We start from the raw sequence: 21046 nt of genomic DNA, 5'->3' as shown, positions 1-21046 counted from the left end.
AATCCAACAGCCTTGTTGCGGCGAAGGCTCAGCGCCGGCCGCGGCTCATCTCAACGCCCAGGTCCTGGATCTTCTTGCGCAGGGTGTTGCGGTTGAGGCCCAGGATCTCCGCGGCCCGCACCTGATTGCCGCGCGTGGCCGAGAGGGTGAGCTGGATCAGCGGACGCTCCACCTCCTCCAGCACCCGGTCATAGAGGCCCACCGGCGGCACCCCGTCCGGCTGCTCGGCGAAGTAGCCGCCCAGGTGGCGCTCCACCAGCTGCGAGAGCGTCAGCGGGCCGTCCTGGCCGGCCACCGGCGCCTGGTGGTCGGCGAGCTCGCGCTCGACGATCCGCGCGCTGATCAGCTCCTCGGCGTAGAGGGCGCAGATCCGGCGGATCAGGTTCTCCAGCTCGCGGACGTTGCCCGGCCAGGCGTGCAGCTTCAGCCGCTCCAGGGCGCTGGTGTCGATGGTCTTGGCCGGCAGGCCCTCGCGGCTGGCGCGCAGCAGGAAGGCGCGGGCCAGGTCCGGGATGTCCTCCGCCCGGTCGCGCAGCGGCGGCAGGCGGATGGGGGCGACGTTCAGGCGGAAGAACAGGTCCTCGCGGAACAGCCCCTGCTGGATCAGCGCGCGCAGGTCGCGGTTGGTGGCCGCGATCAGCCGCACGTTGGGCCGCCGGCCGGTCTTGGGATTCAGCGCCGGCTCGGAGCCGTCGATGACCCGCAGGAGCCGCGTCTGGGCGTCCAGCGGCATGTCGCCGATCTCGTCGAGGAACAGCGTCCCCCCGTCGGCCTCCACCAGCTTGCCGGGGACGCCGTCGTCGCGGCCGAACAGCTCCGTCTCGACGCGCTCGCGCGGCACGGCGGCCAGGTTGATGACCACGAACTTGCCGTCCCGCCGGCGCCCCATCTCGTGCAGGGCGCGGGCCACCAGCTCCTTGCCGGTGCCCGATTCCCCCAGGATCAGCACCGTCAGATCCGCCCCCACCAGGCGCGCCACCGTGCGGTAGACGTCCTGCATGGGCCCCGAGCGGCCGATCAGCGGCAGCCGCTCGTCGCGGATGGCGCGGGCCTGCGCCTTGGCGGCCTCCGGATCGGCGGGACGGGCCAGCGCCCGGCGGGCCGCCGAGGTCATGTCGTCCAGGTCGAAGGGCTTGGGCACATAGTCGAAGGCGCCGATCTCGGCGGCGCTCACCGCGGTGAGCAGGGTGTTCTGGGCGCTCATCACGATGACCGGCAGCTTCGGCCGCTCCTTGCGGATGCGCGGCAGCACGTCGAAGACGTTCTCGTCCGGCATGACGACGTCGGTGACCACAAGGTCCCCCTCCCCGTCGAACACCCACTTGAGCAGGGTGGTGGCGTTGCCGGTCGCCCGCACCTGGTAGCCCAGGCGGGTGAACGCCTGGCTGAGCACCAGCCGGATGGAGGCGTCGTCGTCGGCGATCAGGATCTTCTTGCTGGCGTTGCTGGCGAGACTGGCGTTCATACCGGGTAATCCTCTTGCGAAGCGATGGGCAGCAGCACACGGAACATCGTGCGCCCAGGCTCCGACTCGAAATCGATGAGGCCGCCGTGGCCGGCGACCAGCTTGGCGACCAGGGCGAGGCCCAGGCCCGCACCATGCGTCTTGGTCGTGACGAAGGGTTGAAACAGGCTTTCGCGCAGGTGGGGCGGCACGCCCGGCCCGTTGTCCACGACCCGGATCTCCAGCGGCGCGCCGCGCAGGACCTGGCCCCTGGCCGAACGCACCCGGACCCCGTGGCGGTAGGCGGTAAAGATCGAGATCTCGCCGCGCCCGTCACCCCGCGAGTGGGCGGCCTCGGCGGCGTTCTTCAGGAGGTTCAGGAAGATCTGGATCAGTTGGTCCTCGTCGCCGGGGGTTGGCGGCAGGGAGGGGTCGTAATGCTCGCGCAGCGTCAGCCCCTCGGCGGCGCCGTTGGCCACCAGGGCCCGCACCCGGTCCAGCACCTCGTGGATGTTCAGCGGCGTGCGCATCGGCGGGGCGTCGTCGGAGAACGCCTCCATCCGATCCACCAGCCGGCGCACCCGGTCGGTCTCGTTGACGATCAGCTGGGCCAGCGGCACGTCCTCGGGCCGCGCCCCGCTGCCGAGCAGTTGCGCGGCCCCGCGGATGCCGGCCAGCGGGTTCTTGATCTCGTGCGCCAGCATGCGGCCCAGGCCGACGATGGAGCGCAGGGACGCCGCCTCCACGCCGTTACGTTCGCCGCCCAGCGATCCGCCCCGCACGTGCAGGGTCAGGAGCACGGCGCCGTCGCCCAGCGGTGCGGCCGCCCCGTCCGCCTCGAAGGGCGGCAGGCCGAACAGGTTGATCTCCAGGCCCCGTTCGCGGACCCTGGCGTTCTCCTCGATGGCGCGGTTCAACAGGTCCACCAGGGCCGAGCCCGCCGGCAAGGCCGCGCGGAACCGTCCCCGGGCCAGCAGGCCCAGGCCCTGGCCGAACAAGGCCTCCGCGGCCTCGTTGACCGCGGCGACCGCGCCGTCCTTGTCGATCACCAGTGATGGTTCCGGGCTGAGGTCGAAGGCCGCCGCCTTCAGTTCCTCCAATTCAAAACCCGTAGATCGCACAGTCTTACGACTGCTCATGCCGCCATCCTCGATTCTCGACCGCGCCACAGCGCGGTCAGGCCGCGTTCGACCTCACCGGGATCCTCCATACGGCAGAGCGCCCCGCGGGCGCTCCGTCGGGCCTGGGCCTCATTGGGCCAGGGCGCGTTTTCGACGTAGGCCGCCAGGTGCTTGCGAAATATCCGCAGCCCCAGCCGGTCCCCATAGAATTCAAGACTTTCGTGCAGATGCGCCAGCGCAATCTCCAGCCTCGCTGTCGAATCCGGCGCCTCGAAGGCGTCGCCCGCCAGTTCGGTCTCGATCTGGGCGGCGATCCAGGGCCGGCCGTAGACGCCGCGGCCGATCATCACCGCGTCCGCCCCGCTGGCCTCCAGCGCGGCGCGCGCGCTGGCGGCGTCCACGATGTCGCCGTTGACGATCACCGGGATGGAAACGGCGGCCTTCACCGCGCGCACCGCCGCCCAGTCGGCACGGTCCTTGTAGAACTGCCGCCGGGTGCGCCCGTGCACGGTGACGGCGCGCGCCCCCCGCGCCTCGGCCCGCGCGGCGATCTCCGGCGCGTTGATCGAGGCCTCGTCCCAGCCCAGCCGCATCTTCACGGTCACCGGCGTATCGACCGCGTCCACCACGGCGGCGATCAGGCTTTCCGCCCGCTGCGGGTCGCGCATCAGCGCCGAGCCGGAGAGGACGCCGGTCACCTCCTTCGCCGGGCAGCCGAAGTTGAGGTCGATGATCTGGGCGCCGGCCGCCCGGGCGAGCCTCGCCCCCGCGGCCAGGTGTTCCGCTTCGCAGCCCACCAGCTGCACCACCATCAGAGGCAAGCCCTCGCCCACCGCCGCGCGGCGCACGACGTCGGGACGCCCGCGGGCGAATTCCGCGCAGGCGACCATTTCCGTCGCCGCATAGGCGGCGCCCAGGCGGCTGGCCACCCTGCGGAACGGCAGATCCGAGACGCCGGTCATCGGCGCGATCCAGGTCCGCGCCCCGACGTCGACATCCCCTATGGCGAGCATTTTGCTCATTTAATGATCACCCCCATCGCCGTCTTTTTAGGCATATTGTGCAGCGCAGTAAAGCCTGGACAAGCAGCAGGCGAGTCGTAAACAGCCGGTGTGACCTTTTCGACCCTCATCGTCGCCGCCGGCCAGGGGCTGCGCGCCGGCCCGGGTGCGCCGAAGGCCTGGCGCATGCTGGCCGGCCGCCCCCTTCTACGCTGGTCCGTCGAGGCCCTGCTGGCCGCCGGCGCCCGCGAAGCGATTGTCGTCGTCGCCCCCGACCGCCTGGGCGCCGCGGCGGAAGCGCTGGCCGGCCTCTCCGGGTGGCGCGCCGTCGCGGGCGGCGACAGCCGGTCGCAGTCGGTGCGGGCGGGGCTCGCCGCCCTCTCGGGCCCCGATGACGAGATCGTGCTGGTCCACGACGCCGCGCGTCCCTTCGTCGGCGCCGTCCACGTCCAGGCGCTCATCGAGGCGCTGGCGGGTGCAGACGCCGCCGCCCCCGCCCTGGCCGTCGCCGACACCCTGAAGCGCCGCACCGACGCCGGCGTGTCCACCGTCCCCCGCGACGGCCTCTGGCGGGCGCAGACGCCGCAGGCCTTCCGTCTGGGCGGCCTGCGCGCCGCCCTGCAGGCGGGCGAAACCACCGACGATCTGGCTCTCGTCGAGCGCGCCGGCGGCCGGGTCGTGCTGACGCCGGGCGACCCCATGCTGATGAAGCTGACCTATCCCGAGGACTTCGCCATGGCCGAGCGTCTGGCCGGCGCCGCGCGGATCACCCGCATCGGCCAGGGGACCGACGCCCACCGCTGGGGCCCGGGCGAGGCCGTCTGGCTCTGCGGCGTCAGGATCGACCACGACCGGGGCCTGGTCGGCCACTCCGACGCCGACGCCGGCCTCCACGCGCTCACCGACGCGCTGCTGGGCGCCGTGGGCCTGGGCGACATCGGCCAGCACTTCCCGCCCTCCGACCCGCAGTGGCGCGGCGCGGATTCCGCCCGCTTCCTGGCCCATGCCGCGAAGCTGGTCGCCGAGCACGGCGGGCGGATTCTCAACGTCGACGTGACCCTGGTCTGCGAGCGCCCGAAGATCGGCCCGCACCGCGAGGCGATGCGCCTCCGCCTGGCCGCGATCCTCGGCCTCCCCGTGAGCCGGGTCAGCGTCAAGGCCACCACCACCGAGGGCATGGGCTTCACCGGCCGGGGCGAAGGCCTGCTGGCCCAGGCGGTGGCCGCCGTCGAGACCCCCATCTGAGCGCCCACCTCACGGCAGCCAGGTCAAGCGTTCCTTCTGCCGGGCGTAGAGCGCGCCGGCCAGGTTCATGTAGTCGTCGGTCCAGGGCTTGGCCCGTGTGGGGTCGGCGGGCGTCCAGCGCGGGTTCCCGGCGAAGGGGGCCAGCGCCGCGGCGTCGCGTCCGACGATCAGCGCGTCCTCGGAGGACTCCCACAGCGGCGGCGCGCCAGGCGCCTCCATGTGCCGCTGCAGCAGCGCCACGCCCCCGGCCGCCCGGGCGACCGCCATCGCCGGGCTGCGCAGGTCCAGGTTGCGGTTCGACAGGTGCAGGATGACGATCCCGTCCGGCATGACGCGCTCCAGGTAGCTTTTCACCGCCTCCACGGTCAGCAGGTGCGCCGGCACGCTGTCGGAGGAGAAGGCGTCGATCAGCAGGATGTCGAACCGGTCCTTCGCCTGCCTGCCCACCGTCAGCCGGGCGTCGCCGACCACGTAGTCGATCCGGCCCTTGGCGCACCCCGTCGTGTAGCTGAAGTGGCGGGGGTCCGTGGCGATCCGCACCACCAGGGGGTCGATCTCGAAGAAGGTCAGGGTGTCCGTCGGCCGGGTGTAGGCCGAGACCGTGCCGGTCCCCAGCCCCACCGCCCCGATCCGCAACGCGGGCTTGCGCTCCAGCGCCGAGGTGAACACCTGGCCGATCGGCGTCTCCGGGGCGTAATAGGTGAGCGGCCGGCACCGCCAGCGCGGGTCCAGGGCCTGCGCCCCATGCAGGGTCGAGCCGTGCGAGAGCATCCGCACCGGCCCGCCCATCGCCGCCACCGGGCGCTCCGACTGGCGCACCACGCCGAAGAAGCTGCGCCAGGTCTCGCGGACGTCGACCCGCCCGTTGATGGTGGTGGCCGAAACCAGCACCAGGACGATGGCGGCGAGGAACATCACCGCGCGCCCGCGCAGCAGGAAGGCGCAGACCGTGACGGTCGCCAGCGCCAGCTTCACCACCGTCTCAGGCTGATGGCGCTCGGCCAGCATCGGCGCGGCCATCGCCGCGCCGATCGCGGCGGCCAGCACTCCCCACCGCCAGACCGCGAAGCGTCCCCGCCCCCACGGCCGCGCCAGACAGGAAAGCGCCAGCACCAGCGGGTATTCCCAGACGTTGTTGAAGATCACCGGCGCTGCGAAGGCGTTGAACGCCCCGCCGACCACCCCGCCCACCGACATCCACAGGTAGAAGGCGGTCAGCCGCGACGGGTCCGGCCGCCGCGCGACCAGCGCCTGGTGGCACATCAGCGCCGTCAGGAAGAACCCCAGCAGCTGCACGCCCAGCGTCAGGACGAAGCCGCCGGCCTTGAACGGCAGGGTGACCGCCGCCGCGGCGGCGGCCGCCGCCTGCAGCGTCAGCGCCAACCCCGGCTTGATCAGCGGCTTGTCCTGGAAGGCGATGATGAAGGTCAGCAGGTAGAGCGCCAGCGGCGCCACCCACAGGAACGGCGCGGACGCCACGTCCGTGGTGAGGTGCGTCGTCACCCCCAGCATCAGGCTGGATGGGATCGCCGCCAGCGCCAGCCAGGTCAGCCGGTCGCGCCAGGCGACCGACGGCCCCGCGGCCCGCGCCGGCGCCGGCGACAGGTCCCGCGTCCGGGCCGCGCTGAAGCCCAGCGTGGCCAGGAGCAGGATGAACAGCCCGTAGCCCGCCGACCAGGCGATCCTCTGGCCGTGCAGGCTCGCCGCCGGCTCGACCACGACGGGATAGGCCAGGAGCGCGATCAGGCTGCCCAGGTTGCTGGCCGCATAGAGCGAATAGGGCCCCCGCCCTTCGTCCAGGCGCATCACCCGCGCGTACCAGACCTGCACCAGCGGGGCGGTGGCCGACAGCGCCGCGAACGGCGGCCCCAGCGACACCGCCAGCACGCCCAGCAGCCATAGCGCCGGATGGTCCGACGACGGCGGCCCGAACGCCTCGTGCACCCGCAAGGGCAACACCAGCGCCGAGGCCGCCAGCACGCCCAGGTGGGTGAGCACCTGCGCCCGCAGCGAGCCCAGCCGCTGCAGCAGGTTGGCGTAGGCGTAGCCCGCCAGCAGCGCCGCCTGGAAGAACGCCAGGCTGGTGTTCCAGACCGACGGTCCGCCGCCCAGCAGCGGCAGCACCAGCTTCGCCGCCATCGGCTCCACCAGGAACACCAGGGCGGCGCTGGCGAAGATCGTCGCCGCGAACAGGGCCTGCGAGGCGGCGGCGCGCGGCGCCTGGCCGATATCCGCGGTGGTCATGGGGCGAATCGCCTTGTGTCTTCGGGCGGCGCGATGTTGTGGTCTCGCCTCGTTATCGCCTAGCGGAGTCCGCCGCCGATGTTTTCCCTGGAAATCGAGACCCTTGCGCGCCTGCTGATCGACGAGGCCCGCGGGCGCTCGCTCCGGGTGGTCACCGCGGAAAGCTGCACCGCGGGCCTGGTGGCCAGCGCCATCTGCGCGATCCCCGGCGCGTCGGACATCTTCGACCGCGGCTTCATCACCTACTCCAACCGCGCCAAGCAGGAGATGCTGGGCGTCCCCGGCGACCTGATCGCCGACCTCGGCGCGGTCTCCGAGCCGGTGGCCCGCATGATGGCCGAGGGGGCGCTGGAAAACTCCAACGCCCATATCGCCGTCGCCGTCACCGGCGTCGCCGGTCCCGGCGGCGGCACCCCGCTGAAGCCTGTCGGCACCGTGCACATCGCCACCGCCCGGGCGAACCAGGGCCTGATGCACCGGTCCGAGTTCTTCGAGTTCGAAACCCGCGAGGAAATCCAGCTCGCCGCCGTCCAGGCCGCCCTGCAGGCGCTAAGGGACCGGGTGACCTGACTTCGAGCCCTCCTCCATCGAGGGGGAGAGCTTCTGGCCGTACAGCGCTTTCGCCCGGGCCTCGAAGCAGCCCATCAGCCGTTCCACCGCATGGCGGAAGTTGGCCGCCAGCAGCGCCTGCAGCACTTTCGACTTGAGGGCGAAGTCGATGTCGAACTCCACCCGCGTCCCGGCCGGGTCGGGCAGGAACCGCCAGCGGTTGGCCAGCGTCCGGAACGGCCCGGAGATCAGGCCGACGTCGATCTGCCGCGCGCCGGCGTCGCGCCACACCCGCGTCGAGAACCGCTCCTTGACCACCGCGAACCCGACCGAGGCCTCGGCGTCCAGGCTGTCGGCCTCCTCGCCCAGGCTGCGGGGATTCCAGGTGCGCAGGGCCGTGATCCAGGGCACGAACTCCGGATAACGCTCCACGTCCCCCACCAGCGCGAACAGCTGGTCGGGCGCATAGGGCAGGATTTTCGTGACGTGATGGCGCAAGGCGGCGCTCAGGGCGCCCCGGCCCGGTCCCGGCGCGCGGCCTGCAGCCTGGCGAAATCCTCGCCCGCGTGGTGCGACGAGCGGGTCAACGGGCTCGCCGAGACCATCAGGAAGCCCTTGGCCCGCGCGATCTCCTCATAGGCGCGGAACTCGTCCGGGGTGACGAACCGGTCGATGGCCGCATGCTTGCGGGTGGGCTGCAGGTACTGGCCGATGGTGATGAAGTCGACGCCGGCCGAGCGCATGTCGTCCATCACCTGCATCACCTCCTCCTTCGCCTCGCCCAGGCCGACCATCACCCCGGACTTGGTGAACTGGGCGGGATCGCGCTCCTTCACCCGCTCCAGCAGCCGCAGGGAGTGGTAGTAGCGCGCCCCGGGCCGGATCGAGAGGTAGAGCCGCGGCACGGTCTCCAGGTTGTGGTTGAACACGTCGGGCTTGGCGTCGATCACCTGCTCGGCCGCGCCGGCCTTGCGCAGGAAGTCCGGCGTCAGGATCTCGATGGTCGTGCCCGGCGCCGCCCGGCGGATCGCCCGGACCACCTCGGCGAAATGCGCCGCGCCACCGTCCGCCAGGTCGTCGCGGTCCACCGAGGTGATGACCACGTGCTTCAGGCCCATTTTGGCCACCGCCTCCGCCACCCGCACGGGCTCGGTCGGATCCAGCGGCTCGGGCTTGCCGGTGGCGACGTTGCAGAAGGCGCAGGCCCGCGTGCAGGTGTCGCCCATGATCATCATGGTGGCGTGGCTCTTGGTCCAGCACTCGCCGATGTTTGGGCAGGCGGCCTCCTCGCAGACGGTGACCAGCCCGTGTTCCTTCACGATCGCCCGGGTGGCGGCGTAGCCGGCCGAGCCTGGCGCGCGCACCCGCAGCCAATCCGGCTTGCGCAGCAGCGGCGTCTCGGGGCGGCCCTCCTTTTCGGGGTGCCTCGGTCTCTGGCGACCGGCGAGGGTGTCGATGATCACGGCCATGCTCTCTAGATCGTCCGCCCGGGCCCCGCGATCAAGGCGGGAATTCGCGCGGGCCTGCGCCCACGCCCAGGAGCCGGACCACGCAGGCCTTGGCCCGCCACAGCCGGCGAGCGGACCGAAACCGCCGGAAGCCCACCTCCGGTTAAGCCTGAAACAAAGAATATCGGGTATTTTCCGGGTCTTATACTGTGATCATCACCTGATCGCCTGACACATGGGCTCACGCCGTGTAACCGATCTTTTCAAGGCTGAAACCCGTCTGTAGGCTCACGCAACGTAAGTGGGAGCCTGACTGTTGACGGCCGTATTCGATCCGCGCCTGACCCGCAGGTCCCTGTTCGACGCCCTTGTGGACGCCCGCGACCGCCATGGCGCCAGGAAGCAGATCCTGGAGGACCAGGAGCGCAACCCCCTCACCTACACCGACCTGATCCGTGCGGCCTTCGCCCTCGGCCGCAAGCTCGCCGGCGTGACCCGGCCCGGCGAGCGGGTGGGCGTGATGCTGCCGGCCAGCGCCGCCACGGTGGTGACGTTCTTCGCCCTGCACGCCTTCGGCCGCACGCCGACCATGCTCAATTTCACCGCCGGCATCCGCAACCTGAAGGCCGCCTGCGAACTGGCCGGCGTCAGGCGGGTGCTGACCGCCCACCGTTTCGTCGAGCAGGCCAAGCTGCACGACATCACCGACGCGCTCGAGCCGCTGGCGACGATCACCTACCTGGAGGAGGTCCGCGCCTCCATCGGCCTGGCCGACAAGCTCTACGCCGCGGCCGCGGGGGCCTTCCCGCGCCGGTTCCGCACCGCCGCCCGGCCCGACGACCCGGGCGTGATCCTGTTCACCTCCGGCTCCTTCGGGGCGCCCCGCGGCGTGGTGCTGAGCCAGGCCAACCTGATGGCCAACGTCGAGCAGATCGCCGCCCACATCCCGCTCGACCCGGCCTGGGTGATGTTCAACCCCCTGCCCACCTTCCACTGCTTCGGCCTGACCGGCGGCGTGCTCCTGCCGCTGCTGACCGGCATGAAGGCGTTCCAATATCCGTCGCCCCTGCACGTCAAGCAGATCCCGCCGCTGCTGAAGGAGACCGGCGCCTCGATCCTGCTGGCCACCGACACCTTCGTGAACCAGTACGCCCGCTCGGCGGAGCGCGGCGAGCTTGCCGGCCTGCAGTTCATCGTCTGCGGCGCCGAGAAGGTGCGCGAAGAGACCCACAACCTGATCGCCGAGCGCTTCGGGGACGTGCCGGTGCTGGAGGGCTACGGCGCCACCGAGGCCGCCCCGGTGATCGCGGTCAACACGCCCGGCGACAACCGCCGCGGCACGGTCGGCGGCCTGCTGCCCGGCGTGGAGACCCGGCTCGACCCGGTCCCCGGCATCCCGGGCGGCGGGCGGCTGTTCGTGCGCGGGCCCAACGTCATGTCCGGCTACCTCGCGCCCGGCGGCGCCGTCGAGCCGCCGGCGGACGGTTGGCACGACACCGGCGACGTGGTGTCCATCAGCGAGGACGGCTGGGTGAAGATCCTCGGCCGGGTGAAGCGCTTCGCGAAGATCGGCGGCGAGATGGTCTCGCTCACCGTCGCCGAGGACCTCGCCACCGCGGTCTGGCCAGACAGCCGCCACGCCGTCGTTTCCCTGCCCGACCCCAAGAAGGGCGAGCGCCTGGTCCTGGTCACCGACCGTCCCGGCGCCGACCCCGCCAGCCTGGTGGCCCACGCCCAGGCCGTCGGCGCACCCGAGATCGCCGTTCCCCGCAAGATCATCCGCGCCGCGGAGATCCCGGTGCTCGGCACCGGCAAGACCGACTACGTCGCCGTCCAGCGCATGGCCGAGGCCGACGCCGCCGGCGGTCGCAACAGGGCGGCGTAGCCGCTCGCCTCTTTCCTCCCCCTTCCCGAAAAGGACGGGGGAGGTGGCGCGCCCTCCCCGGGTCCGGCCCGTGGCCGGTCCGAGGATGAATTCCAGAGGCGTGACGGTGGGGGCGGGGCCGCCGCACCGCAGAACCTGCGCCCCCTCCACAACTCGCCCTTCGGCGAGTGGTCCCTCTCCCCCGTCCTCTGCGGGACGGGGCGGAAAAGGCGCAGTGCAAAACTCGGCGTCACCAAAAAGTCTTGAGCCGACCCGGCCCTATAGGTGCAGCACGCGGCCGTAGGCGTCGAGCGACGCCTCGTGCATCGCCTCGCTCATGGTGGGGTGGGCGAACACCGCGCCCTGCAACTCGGCCTCGGTGGCCTCCAGGGTGATGGCCAGCACGAAGCCCTGGATCATCTCGGTGACCTCGGCGCCTAGCATGTGCGCGCCCACCAGCGCCCCGGTCCTGCCGTCGAACACCGTCTTGACGAAGCCCTCCGTCTCGCCAGCGGCGATCGCCTTGCCGTTCACCTTGAACGGGAAGCGGCCCACCTTGACCTCCAGCCCCTGCTCCTTGGCCTGGGCCTCGGTCAGGCCGACCGAGGCGACCTGCGGGGTGGAATAGGTGCAGCCGGGGATCGGCGACTTCAGGTTCGCCGGCGCCAGGCCCGCGATGTGCTCGACGCAGTGCACGCCCTCGTGGCTCGCCTTGTGCGCCAGCCACGGCGGGCCGGCCACGTCACCGATGGCGTAGAGGCCGGCGACGTTGGTCGCCCCGTGCGCGTCGATGGTCACATGGCCGCGGTCGATCTTCACGCCCAGCGCCTCCAGGCCCAGGTCCTCGACGTTGCCGGAGATGCCCACCGCCACGATGGCGACCTCAGCCTCCAGGGTCTCGGCCTTGCCGCCGACGTCCAGGTCGACGGTCACGCCGGTCTTGGATTTCGCGAGCTTCTTGACGTCGGCGCCCACCCGAAACTTCAGGCCCCGCTTCTCGAAGGCCTTCCGGGCGGCGGCCGAGACCTCCTCGTCCTCCACCGGCAGGATACGCGGCAGCGCCTCGATCACCGTCACCTCGGCCCCCAGCGCCCGGTAGAAGCTGGCGAACTCGACGCCGATCGCGCCCGACCCGACCACCAGCAGCGACTTCGGGCAGGCCTTGGGGACTATCGCTTCGCGGTAGGTCCAGATCCTGTCGCCGTCCGGCTCCAGCCCCGCGGCGGGAATGGTCCGCGCCCGCGCGCCCGTCGCCAGGATCACCGACCTGGCCTGCACGGTGCGCTGGCCGCCGGCCTTCAGCGTGATCACCGCCCGCGGGGCGCCCTCGCCCTTCTGCAGGACGGCCGCCCCCTCGATCACCTCGATCTTGTTCTTCTTCATCAGGTAGCCCACGCCGGAGGCCAGCTGGGCGGCGACCTTGCGCGAACGCTGCACCACCTTGTCGAAGTCGAACGCCCGGCCCTCGACGCTGAGGCCGTAGTCCCCCAGGTGGCCGAGTTGCTCGTAGACCTCGCCGCTCTTCAGCAGCGCCTTGGCGGGGATACAGCCCCAGTTGAGGCAGATCCCGCCCAGCGCCTCGCGCTCGACGATGGCGGTCTTCATGCCCAGCTGGGCGGCGCGGATGGCGGCGACATAGCCGCCGGGTCCCGCGCCGATGACGAGGAGGTCGAAATCAACGGCCATGTGTGCGCCTAGGCGAGGAGGGTGATGGGGTCTTCGATGAAGGTCTTGAACGCGGCCAGCCATTGGGCCCCGACCGCGCCGTCAACGACCCGGTGATCGCAGGTCAGGGTGACGGTCATGACGGTGGCGACGGCGAGCTGGTCGCCGCGCGCCACCGGCCGCTTCTCGCCCGCCCCCACCGACAGGATCGCCCCCTGCGGCTGGTTGATGATCGAGGAGAACGAGCGGATCCCGTACATGCCGAGGTTCGAGATCGAGAAGGTGCCGCCCTGGAACTCGTCGGGCTTCAGCTTGCGGGTCCGCGCCCGCTCGGCGAGGTCCTTGGTCTCCAGCGCGATCTGCTTCAGGCTCTTGGTCTCGGCCTGGCGGATGATCGGGGTGATCAGGCCGCCGTCGATGGCCACCGCCATCGAGATGTCGGCGTGGTGGTGCATGGCGATGCCCTGCGGCGTGAACGAGGCGTTGGCGTGCGGGACCTTCATCAGCGCCGCCGCGGCGGCCTTGATCACCAGGTCGTTGACGCTGACCTTGACCTTGTCGGCCTCCAGCGCCGCGTTGATCCGCACCCGGGCGTCCAGCAGCCGGTCGATCTCCAGGTCGAGGTTCAGCGGGAAGTGCGGCACGTCGCGGAACGAGTCCGTCAGTCTGCGCGCCACCACCTTGCGGATGCCGTCCAGGGGCGTGAGGTCGTAGGAGCCCGGCGGGATGCCCATCTGCTCCAGCGTCGGGACCTGAGCCGGGGCCGCCGGGGCCTGGGCCGCGGCGGGCGCAGCCGCCGGCTTCGGCGCCGCTGCAGGCGGGGCGGCCGCTGCGCCGGCCCTGGCGCCCAGCACGTCGGCCTCGACGATCCGTCCGTGCGGGCCCGAGCCCTTGACGGCGGCGAGGTCCAGCCCTTTCTCCTGCGCCGCCCGCCTGGCCAGCGGCGAGGCGAAGATGCGGGCGTCGCCGGCGGCTTCCGCGGCCGCCGGCGCAGGCTTGGCTTCAGCCTTTGAGGGCTCAGGCGCAGGCTGAGGCGCCGGCGTCGGGGACGCCGTCTTGGCCGGTTGCGGCTTGGCCGTCTCGCCCTCGCCGGTCAGCCGGGCGATGGGACTGTTGACCTTCACCCCCTCCGTGCCCTCGGGCACTAGGATCTCGGCGACCGTCCCCTCGTCGACGGCCTCCACCTCCATGGTCGCCTTGTCGGTTTCGATCTCGGCGATGACGTCGCCGGACTTCACCTTGTCGCCCGCCTTGACGTGCCACTTCGCCAGCGCGCCTTCCTCCATGGTCGGCGAGAGCGCGGGCATCAGGATGTCGATCGGCATGGATTGCGCTCCTCAGGCGCTGAGTAGGGATTCCACGAGCACGGCGGGGGTCCAGCGGGCCTTGCGGCGAGCCAGGCGCTCCTCGTCGGTCTCGTGGTCATAGGTCATCGGCTCCGGCGTGCGGCCTTCGAATCCGGGCAGCGCCACGCCGGCGACGTTCAGCGTGGCCAGCGTCGCGCCGTCGGCCTCGATCACCGAGGCCACGTAGACGCCGCACTCGATGCACAGCAGCGCGTCCGTCGCCCGGCGGCCGAACCGGTAGCGGTTCAGCGCCCCCGGCGCGGCCTCCATATGGAGACGGCCCGCAGGATCGCTCACCGTCGCCACCCCGTGCCGCAGTGGCAGTGGCCCGCCCGCCAGCTCAGGCCCGAACTCATTTGTAGCTCACCGCCCTGGCCGCCTTGACGATCTTCTCCACCGACGGCAGCGACAGGGCCTCGAGGTTGGCGGCATAGGGCAGCGGCACGTCTTCCTGGTGGACGCGGGCCGGCGGGGCGTCGAGCCAGTCGAAGGCGTGCTCGATCACCCGCGCCACCACCTCGGCGCCGACGCCCATCGGGCCCCAGCCTTCCTCGACGGTGACCAGCCGGTGGGTCTTCCTGACGCTTTCGACGATGGTCTCGTGGTCCAGCGGGCGCAGGGTGCGCAGGTCGATCACCTCGGCCTCGATGCCCTCGGCGGCCAGCTGCTCGGCGGCCTTCAGCGCCAGGCCCACCATCCGCGCGTGGGCGGTGATGGTGACGCCGGAGCCGACGCGCCGCACCTTGGCCTTGCCGATCGGCACCACCCAGTCGATCCCCTCCGGGATCTCGAACTCGGTCCCGTAGAGCATCTCGTGCTCCAGGAAGACCACCGGGTTGGGGTCGCGGATCGCGGCCTTCAGCAGGCCCTTGGCGTCGGCGGCGTCATAGGGCGCCACCACCTTCAGGCCGGGCACGTGGGCATACCAGCCGGAATAGTCCTGGCTGTGCTGCGCCCCCACCCGCGAGGCCGCCCCGTTCGGCCCGCGGAACACCACCGAGCAGCGGATCTGGCCGCCGGACATGTACAGCGTCTTGGCCGCCGAATTGATGATCTGGTCGATGGCCTGCATGGCGAAGTTCCAGGTCATGAACTCGACGATCGGCTTCAGCCCCGCCATGGCCGCGCCGACGCCCAGGCCGGCGAAGCCGTGCTCGGTGATCGGGGTGTCCACCACCCGGCGCTCGCCGAACTCCTCCAGGAGGCCGCGGCTCACCTTGTAGGCCCCCTGGTACTGGGCGACTTCCTCGCCCATCAGGAACACCGCCTCGTCGCGGCGCATCTCCTCGGCCATGGCGTCGCGCAGGGCGTCGCGGACGGTGATCTTCACCAGCGACGTTCCCGCCGGGATCTCCGGGTCGCGCAGGGGGGTGGAGGGCGTTACCGGCGCCGGGCCCTCGCCTTCCGGCTTCGGCCTGGCCGATTCCGGGGGTTTCTTCTCAGGGTCTCCCGCGGCCTGGCCCTCTCCACCGCTTCGCGGTCCCCCTCCCCCAGGGGGAGCTGTCGGCGCAATCGACCGGGGGGGTGCAGCGGCGGCCTCGCCGTCGCCCTGCAGCCGGGCGATCGGGGTGTTGACCTTCACCTCCTCGGTCCCCTCGGGCACCAGGATCTCGGTCACCACGCCTTCGTCGACCGCCTCCACCTCCATGGTGGCCTTGTCGGTCTCGATCTCGGCGATGACGTCGCCGGACTTCACCGTGTCGCCCTTCTTCACGTGCCACTTGGCGAGCGTGCCCTCCTCCATGGTGGGCGACAGGGCGGGCATGAGCACGTCGGTCAACGGGCGGCCTCCAGGTACACGTCCGTATAGAGCTCGGCCGGCTCCGGCTCGGGCGAGGTGCGGCCGAACTCGGCCGCCTCGGCGACGATCCGTTTCGCCTCGGCGTCGATCCCCTTCAGCGTCGCCTCGTCGGCCAGGCCGCGCTTTGCCAGCAGACCCTCGAGGTGCTCGATCGGGTCGCGGGTCTTGCGGACCTCGTCCACCTCCTCCCGCGTCCGGTACTTGGCCGGGTCGCTCATCGAGTGGCCGCGGTAGCGGTAGGTCTTCATCTCCAGGATGTAGGGTCCATTGCCGCCGCGGGCGTGGGCGGCGGCCTTGGCCGCAGCGTCGCGCACCGCCAGAACGTCCATCCCGTCCACCTCCTCGCCCGGGATCAGGAACGAGGCGCCGCGCTTGTAGAGGTGGGTCTCCGAGGACGACCGCTCGATCGATGTCCCCATCGCGTACTGGTTGTTCTCGATCACATAGACCACCGGCAGCCGCCAGAGCTCGGCCATGTTGAAGCTCTCGTAGACCTGTCCCTGGTTGGCCGCGCCGTCGCCGAAGTAGGTGAAGGCGATCTTGCCGTTGTCCTGGTAGCGGTTGGCCATCGCCAGCCCCGTCCCCAGGCTCACCTGCGCGCCGACGATCCCGTGCCCGCCATAGAAGTCGGACGCGGTCGAGAACATATGCATCGACCCGCCCTTGCCGCGGGACACGCCGGTGACGCGGCCGGTCAGCTCGGCCATCACCTCGTTGGGGTCCATGCCGCAGGCCAGCATGTGGCCGTGCTCGCGGTAGCCGGTGATCACCTGGTCGCCCGGCTGCTTGACCGCCTGCACCCCCACCGCGATCGCCTCCTGGCCGATGTACAGGTGGCAGAACCCGCCGATCAGCCCCATGCCGTAGAGCTGCCCGGCCCGTTCCTCGAACCGGCGGATCAGCAGCATGGTGCGGTAATAGCCGAGCAGTTCGTCCCGATCGGCTTTCGGCTCGACCTTCGGGTCGGCTTTCGCCGTCTTGCCAGCAGTCTTTGCGGCCGGCCGCGCGCGCGCCATCAACCTCTCCCACGGATCCTAAAGCAGTGGGCGCAAACCCGGGCGCAGGCCTTGCGGCCAGCGTCAGGTCAGCGCTGCACCCGGATCACATAATCCCTTGGATCGCTGTAGCCTAGGAGGGAGCGCGCCCGTTCTTCCAGCAAATCGGCCGACAGGCTGTTGTCGCGCAACAAGCGGGCGCGGGTCTCCAGGTCGAGGCGCTCCAGGTGCAGCCTGGAGAGCTCCGCCGTCTTGGCCGCCAGCGCCTCGTCCCGTTGCCCGGACATCAGCAGGCCCCGGTCCCCCGTGAAGGCGTGGAACCCGAAATAGACGATCAGGAACGCCAGGGCGGCGGTCGGCAGATAAGGGCGTATGCGGTCGAGCACGGCGAATCGCAGGTCCTCAGGAGACCGCCTATCCATCCGCCAACATGCTTAACGGCCGATTACAGCGCAGCGCTACGCGTTCTTGATCGACTTCAGCCCGAGGTACAGCGCCTGGTCCCCCAGCTCCTGTTCGATTCGCAGGAGCTGGTTGTACTTGGCCGTGCGCTCGCCGCGGGCCAGGGAGCCGGTCTTGATCTGCCCGCAGTTGGTGGCCACGGCCAAGTCGGCGATGGTCACGTCCTCGGTCTCGCCGGACCGGTGGCTCATCACCGCGGTGTAGGCGGCCCGGTGGGCCATATCGACCGCGTCCAGCGTCTCCGACAGGGTGCCGATCTGATTGACCTTCACCAGGATGGAGTTGGCCAGCCCCTTGCCGATCCCCATGGACAGCCGCACCGGGTTGGTGACGAACAGGTCGTCGCCCACCAGTTGCACCTTGCCGCCCAACCGCTCGGTGGCCAGCTTCCAGCCCTCGAAGTCGTCCTCGGCGCAGCCATCCTCGATGCTGACGATGGGATAGCGGGCCACGAGGTCGGCCAGGTAGTCGACCATGCCGACCGGATCGAGGGTCTTGCCCTCGCCTTCCATCACGTAGCGGCCGTCCTTGAAGAACTCGGTGGAGGCCGCGTCCAGCGCCAGGTGGAAGTCCTCGCCGGCCCGGTAACCCGCGGCCTCGCCGGCCTTGACGATGAAAGCCAGGGCCTCGTCGGCGCTCTTCAGGTTCGGCGCGAAGCCGCCCTCGTCGCCGACGTTGGTGTTGTGGCCGGCGGCCTTCAGCGCCGCCTTCAGGGTGTGGAAGATCTCCGCCCCCATCCTGAGCGCCTCGGCGAAGGTGGACGCCCCCGTCGGCATGATCATGAATTCCTGGATGTCGATCGGGTTGTCGGCATGGGCGCCGCCGTTGATGATGTTCATCATCGGCGTCGGCAGCACCCGGGCCGAGACCCCGCCCACGTACTTGTAAAGCGGCTGGCCCACCGATTCGGCGGCGGCCTTGGCGACGGCCAGGCTGACGCCCAGGATGGCGTTGGCGCCCAGCCGCGACTTGTTGGCCGTGCCGTCCAGCCCGATCAGCAGGGTGTCGATGCGCCGCTGGTCGCGGGCGTCCAGGCCGCAGAGCGCGTCGAAGATCTCGCCGTTCACCGCGGCGGCGGCCGCCAGCACGCCCTTGCCGCCGTAGCGCCCCTTGTCGCCGTCGCGCCGTTCCACGGCCTCGTGCGCGCCGGTGGAGGCGCCGGACGGCACGGCCGCGCGGCCCAGCGCGCCGTCCTCCAGCACGACGTCCACCTCGATGGTCGGGTTGCCCCGGCTGTCGAGAATCTCGCGGGCTTCGATGTCGACGATCTCGGTCATGGGTTCCTGGCTCTGCAATGGTCCGGCGCGCACGAGCCCTTACATTGCCTGGCGACGAGCCCGCAACCGGCCTGCGAACCGCCGGCCCCAATGCAGGCCGGGTGGCGTGAGTTCGCTGATGTCCCCGGTCCGGCCCGGCGCCTACGGCGCAGGCCGGCCCTACGCGGCCGGCGCGCCGAAGGAGCCTAGTCTTCCTTCGGCGTCAGGACCTGGCGGCCCTTGTACATGCCGGTCTTCAGGTCGACGTGGTGCGGCCGCTTCAGCTCGCCTGTCTCCTTGTCCTCGACAAAGGAGTTGGGGCCCAGCGCGTGGTGGGCGCGGCGCATGTTCCGCCGGGACGGCGAGACTTTTCTCTTCGGAACGGCCATGGGAGAATCTCTCAGGCGTGAAAACGGAAGCGGCGGCCAAGCGGGCCGCCGACATGAGCGCGGGTGTATGCCGCAAACCGCCGGGGGATTCAAGCCTGGGCGGGAGGTCCTGTCGGGAGCTATACCCCCGGCGCCGCGAAGCCGCCGTAGGCCGCTCTACACCAGCCGGCTGCGTTCCTTCGCCGCTCCGATAAAGCTGCCGAACAGCGGGTGCGGGTCGAAGGGCCGGCTCTTCAGCTCCGGGTGGAACTGCACGCCGACGAACCACGGATGGTCGGTCCGTTCGCACAGCTCCGGCAGCAGGCCGTCCGGCGACAGTCCGGAGAACTTCAGCCCCGCCCGCTCGATCGCCTCGCGGTAATCGATGTTCACCTCGTAGCGGTGGCGGTGCCGCTCGCTGATGGCCGTCGCGCCGTAGATCTCCGCCACCCGCGAACCCAGCGCCAGCACCGCGTCATAGGCCCCGCAGCGCATGGTGCCGCCCAGGTTGTCGCCCAGGCCGCGCACCTCGCGCGCGTTGCCGCGCACCCATTCGGTCATCAGCCCGATGATGGGCTCCGACGTGGGCCCGAACTCGGTGGAGGAGGCCTGGGTGATCCCCGCCAGGTTTCGCGCCGCCTCGATCATGGCCATCTGCATGCCGAAGCAGATGCCGAAGTAGGGGATTCCGTGCTCGCGGGCGAAGCGCACCGCCTGGATCATCCCCTCCGACCCGCGGTCGCCGAAGGCTCCCGGCACCAGCACGCCGTGCACGTTGGTCAGCCGCTCGGCGATCAGCCCCTCTTCCTGGTCCTCGAAGCTCTCGCCCTCGATCCACTCGAAGCGGACGCGGACGTTGTTGGCCACGCCCCCGTGCACCAGCGCCTCCACCAGCGACTTGTAGGCGTCGGTGAGCCCCGTGTACTTGCCGACCACGGCGATGTTCACCTCGCCGTCCGGGTTGTTCAGCCGGTGCGAAATCCCCTCCCAGCGGGCCAGGTCCGGCTCCGGGGCGTCGGTGAGCCCGAACACGTCCAGCACCTCGGCGTCCAGCCCCTGGGCGTGGTAGTCCAGCGGCACCGCGTAGATGTTGGCGCTGTCCATCGCCTGGATCACCGCCGTCTCGCGCACGTTGCAGAACAGGGCGATCTTGCGCCGCTCGCTGGCCGGGATCGCCTGCTCGCAGCGGCAGAGCAGGATGTCCGGCTGGATGCCGATCGAGCGCAGCTCCTTCACCGAGTGCTGCGTGGGCTTGGTCTTCATCTCCCCGGCGGTCTTGATGTAGGGCAGCAGCGTCAGGTGGATGTAGCAGGCGTGGCCGCGCGGCAGCTCCTGGCCCAGCTGGCGGATCGCCTCGAAGAACGGCAGGCCCTCGATGTCGCCCACCGTGCCGCCGATCTCCACCAGCACGAAGTCCACCCCCTCGCCGGGATCGGCGCGGATGAACTGCTTGATCTCGTCGGTGACGTGCGGGATCACCTGCACGGTGGCGCCCAGGTAGTCGCCCCGGCGCTCCTTCTCGATGATCGTCTTGTAGATCTGGCCGGTGGTGATGTTGTCGCCGCGGGTGGCGTTCACGCCGGTGAACCGCTCGTAGTGGCCAAGGTCCAGGTCGGTCTCGGCCCCGTCGTCGGTGACGAACACCTCCCCGTGCTGGTAGGGGCTCATCGTGCCCGGATCGACGTTCAGATAGGGGTCGAGCTTGCGCAGCCGCACCTTGTAGCCACGGGCCTGCAGCAGGGCGCCGAGCGCCGCCGAGGCCAGACCTTTACCAAGCGAGGAGACCACGCCGCCGGTGATGAAGATGTACCGCGTCATGGAATTTCAGTTTAAGGGAAGGGTCATCGGAAACGCCAGCCAAAAGCGGCCGGCGCAGGTCTGCCTTGCGCGATTCCGAGGTTTTCCGCCAATGCCCCCGGCGTGTCGTCACCCCGCCGCTTGCAGCGACGAGTCCATCGCCCTGCCGAATCGGGCGCGACTCGGCTATTTCGTCAGCGGCACGCTCGGCGCCGCCGGCTCGGCCGGGGCCGCAGGTGCGGGCTGGCTCTGCTCGATGATCGAGCGCGGCGCGCGCTGGGTGCCCGCCATGATGGCAAGGCCGATGCTGGTCGCGAAGAAGGCGGCGGCGAGGATCGCCGTCGTCCGCGTCAGCAGGTTATGGGTCGAGCGGCCGGTCATGAAGCCCGACATGCCGCCGCCACCGCTCATCCCGAGCCCGCCGCCCTCGCTCTTTTGGA

19 protein-coding genes are annotated in these 21046 nt (G+C 70.8%); 3 read left to right on the top strand and 16 right to left on the bottom strand.

Annotated elements, in window-relative coordinates; translation table 11 throughout:
- Nucleotides 1-28: 28 nt before the first annotated feature.
- From VGL30_RS04075 to dusB, 3 genes are read right to left on the bottom strand one after another with little or no spacing between them, the layout of a single operon-like run.
- On the bottom strand, nucleotides 29-1465 hold the full coding sequence (locus VGL30_RS04075; protein ID WP_331537045.1) for a sigma 54-interacting transcriptional regulator: 1437 nt from the start codon (nucleotides 1463-1465) through the stop codon (nucleotides 29-31).
- On the bottom strand, nucleotides 1462-2583 hold the full coding sequence (locus VGL30_RS04070; protein WP_331537043.1) for a two-component system sensor histidine kinase NtrB: 1122 nt from the start codon (nucleotides 2581-2583) through the stop codon (nucleotides 1462-1464). The genes VGL30_RS04075 and VGL30_RS04070 overlap by 4 nt, the downstream gene beginning before the upstream one ends.
- Nucleotides 2580-3587: a tRNA dihydrouridine synthase DusB gene (gene dusB, locus VGL30_RS04065; RefSeq protein WP_331537041.1), complete on the bottom strand. Its 1008-nt coding sequence runs from the start codon at nucleotides 3585-3587 to the stop codon at nucleotides 2580-2582. The genes VGL30_RS04070 and dusB overlap by 4 nt, the downstream gene beginning before the upstream one ends.
- Before the next feature lie 90 nt (nucleotides 3588-3677).
- Here dusB and VGL30_RS04060 point away from each other — a divergent pair, with 90 nt between their 5' ends.
- Nucleotides 3678-4811 carry a bifunctional 2-C-methyl-D-erythritol 4-phosphate cytidylyltransferase/2-C-methyl-D-erythritol 2,4-cyclodiphosphate synthase gene (locus tag VGL30_RS04060; RefSeq protein WP_331537039.1) on the top strand — a complete coding sequence of 378 codons (1134 nt, stop codon included), beginning with the start codon at nucleotides 3678-3680 and terminating at the stop codon, nucleotides 4809-4811.
- A gap of 9 nt (nucleotides 4812-4820) precedes the next feature.
- On the opposite strand, the gene VGL30_RS04055 is transcribed toward VGL30_RS04060, so the two are convergent.
- Nucleotides 4821-7055 carry a fused MFS/spermidine synthase gene (locus tag VGL30_RS04055; protein WP_331537037.1) on the bottom strand — a complete coding sequence of 745 codons (2235 nt, stop codon included), beginning with the start codon at nucleotides 7053-7055 and terminating at the stop codon, nucleotides 4821-4823.
- A 78-nt stretch (nucleotides 7056-7133) separates the two neighbouring features.
- Here VGL30_RS04055 and VGL30_RS04050 point away from each other — a divergent pair, with 78 nt between their 5' ends.
- Nucleotides 7134-7625: a CinA family protein gene (locus VGL30_RS04050; protein WP_331537035.1), complete on the top strand. Its 492-nt coding sequence runs from the start codon at nucleotides 7134-7136 to the stop codon at nucleotides 7623-7625.
- On the opposite strand, the gene VGL30_RS04045 is transcribed toward VGL30_RS04050, so the two are convergent.
- Complete coding sequence (locus VGL30_RS04045; RefSeq protein WP_331537033.1) at nucleotides 7605-8102, bottom strand: type II toxin-antitoxin system RatA family toxin; 498 nt, start codon at nucleotides 8100-8102, stop codon at nucleotides 7605-7607. The genes VGL30_RS04050 and VGL30_RS04045 overlap by 21 nt on opposite strands.
- An 8-nt stretch (nucleotides 8103-8110) precedes the next feature.
- Entirely contained in the window at nucleotides 8111-9073 is a 963-nt protein-coding gene (lipA, locus tag VGL30_RS04040) for a lipoyl synthase (protein WP_331537031.1), read from the bottom strand.
- Between the two features lie 295 nt (nucleotides 9074-9368).
- On the opposite strand from lipA, the gene VGL30_RS04035 reads away from it, so the two are divergent.
- Nucleotides 9369-10937 carry an AMP-binding protein gene (locus VGL30_RS04035; protein WP_331537029.1) on the top strand — a complete coding sequence of 523 codons (1569 nt, stop codon included), beginning with the start codon at nucleotides 9369-9371 and terminating at the stop codon, nucleotides 10935-10937.
- Nucleotides 10938-11195: 258 nt separating this feature from the next.
- On the opposite strand, the gene lpdA is transcribed toward VGL30_RS04035, so the two are convergent.
- From lpdA to secG, 10 genes are all read right to left on the bottom strand, one after another.
- Nucleotides 11196-12602 (bottom strand): dihydrolipoyl dehydrogenase, encoded by a 1407-nt coding sequence (gene lpdA / locus VGL30_RS04030; protein ID WP_331537027.1) that lies wholly within the window; start codon nucleotides 12600-12602, stop codon nucleotides 11196-11198.
- An 8-nt stretch (nucleotides 12603-12610) separates the two neighbouring features.
- Complete coding sequence (locus VGL30_RS04025; protein WP_331537025.1) at nucleotides 12611-13906, bottom strand: pyruvate dehydrogenase complex dihydrolipoamide acetyltransferase; 1296 nt, start codon at nucleotides 13904-13906, stop codon at nucleotides 12611-12613.
- A 12-nt stretch (nucleotides 13907-13918) separates the two neighbouring features.
- Nucleotides 13919-14224 (bottom strand): hypothetical protein, encoded by a 306-nt coding sequence (locus VGL30_RS04020; RefSeq protein WP_331537023.1) that lies wholly within the window; start codon nucleotides 14222-14224, stop codon nucleotides 13919-13921.
- A 55-nt stretch (nucleotides 14225-14279) separates the two neighbouring features.
- Nucleotides 14280-15707, bottom strand: coding sequence for a pyruvate dehydrogenase complex E1 component subunit beta (locus tag VGL30_RS04015; RefSeq protein ID WP_331537021.1), 1428 nt, complete (start codon nucleotides 15705-15707; stop codon nucleotides 14280-14282).
- Nucleotides 15704-16744: a pyruvate dehydrogenase (acetyl-transferring) E1 component subunit alpha gene (gene pdhA, locus VGL30_RS04010; protein ID WP_331537018.1), complete on the bottom strand. Its 1041-nt coding sequence runs from the start codon at nucleotides 16742-16744 to the stop codon at nucleotides 15704-15706. Before pdhA ends, VGL30_RS04015 begins: the two co-directional genes overlap by 4 nt.
- Before the next feature lie 68 nt (nucleotides 16745-16812).
- Nucleotides 16813-17109 carry a septum formation initiator family protein gene (locus VGL30_RS04005; protein WP_331537016.1) on the bottom strand — a complete coding sequence of 99 codons (297 nt, stop codon included), beginning with the start codon at nucleotides 17107-17109 and terminating at the stop codon, nucleotides 16813-16815.
- A gap of 72 nt (nucleotides 17110-17181) precedes the next feature.
- On the bottom strand, nucleotides 17182-18462 hold the full coding sequence (gene eno / locus VGL30_RS04000; protein ID WP_331537014.1) for a phosphopyruvate hydratase: 1281 nt from the start codon (nucleotides 18460-18462) through the stop codon (nucleotides 17182-17184).
- A gap of 185 nt (nucleotides 18463-18647) precedes the next feature.
- Nucleotides 18648-18830 carry a 50S ribosomal protein L32 gene (rpmF, locus tag VGL30_RS03995; protein WP_331537012.1) on the bottom strand — a complete coding sequence of 61 codons (183 nt, stop codon included), beginning with the start codon at nucleotides 18828-18830 and terminating at the stop codon, nucleotides 18648-18650.
- A gap of 156 nt (nucleotides 18831-18986) precedes the next feature.
- The gene (locus VGL30_RS03990; RefSeq protein ID WP_331537010.1) at nucleotides 18987-20627 is read right to left on the bottom strand and encodes a CTP synthase; all 1641 of its coding nucleotides are present in this window, start codon (nucleotides 20625-20627) and stop codon (nucleotides 18987-18989) included.
- Nucleotides 20628-20792: 165 nt separating this feature from the next.
- On the bottom strand, nucleotides 20793-21046 hold a 254-nt coding region (gene secG / locus VGL30_RS03985; protein WP_331537008.1), incomplete at its 5' end, for a preprotein translocase subunit SecG.

It is taken from the genome of Phenylobacterium sp. (assembly GCF_036502675.1).
GTDB lineage: Bacteria > Pseudomonadota > Alphaproteobacteria > Caulobacterales > Caulobacteraceae > Phenylobacterium.
The sequence above is the reverse complement of the archived record's forward strand: the minus strand, read 5'-3'. Positions and strand labels throughout refer to the sequence as shown.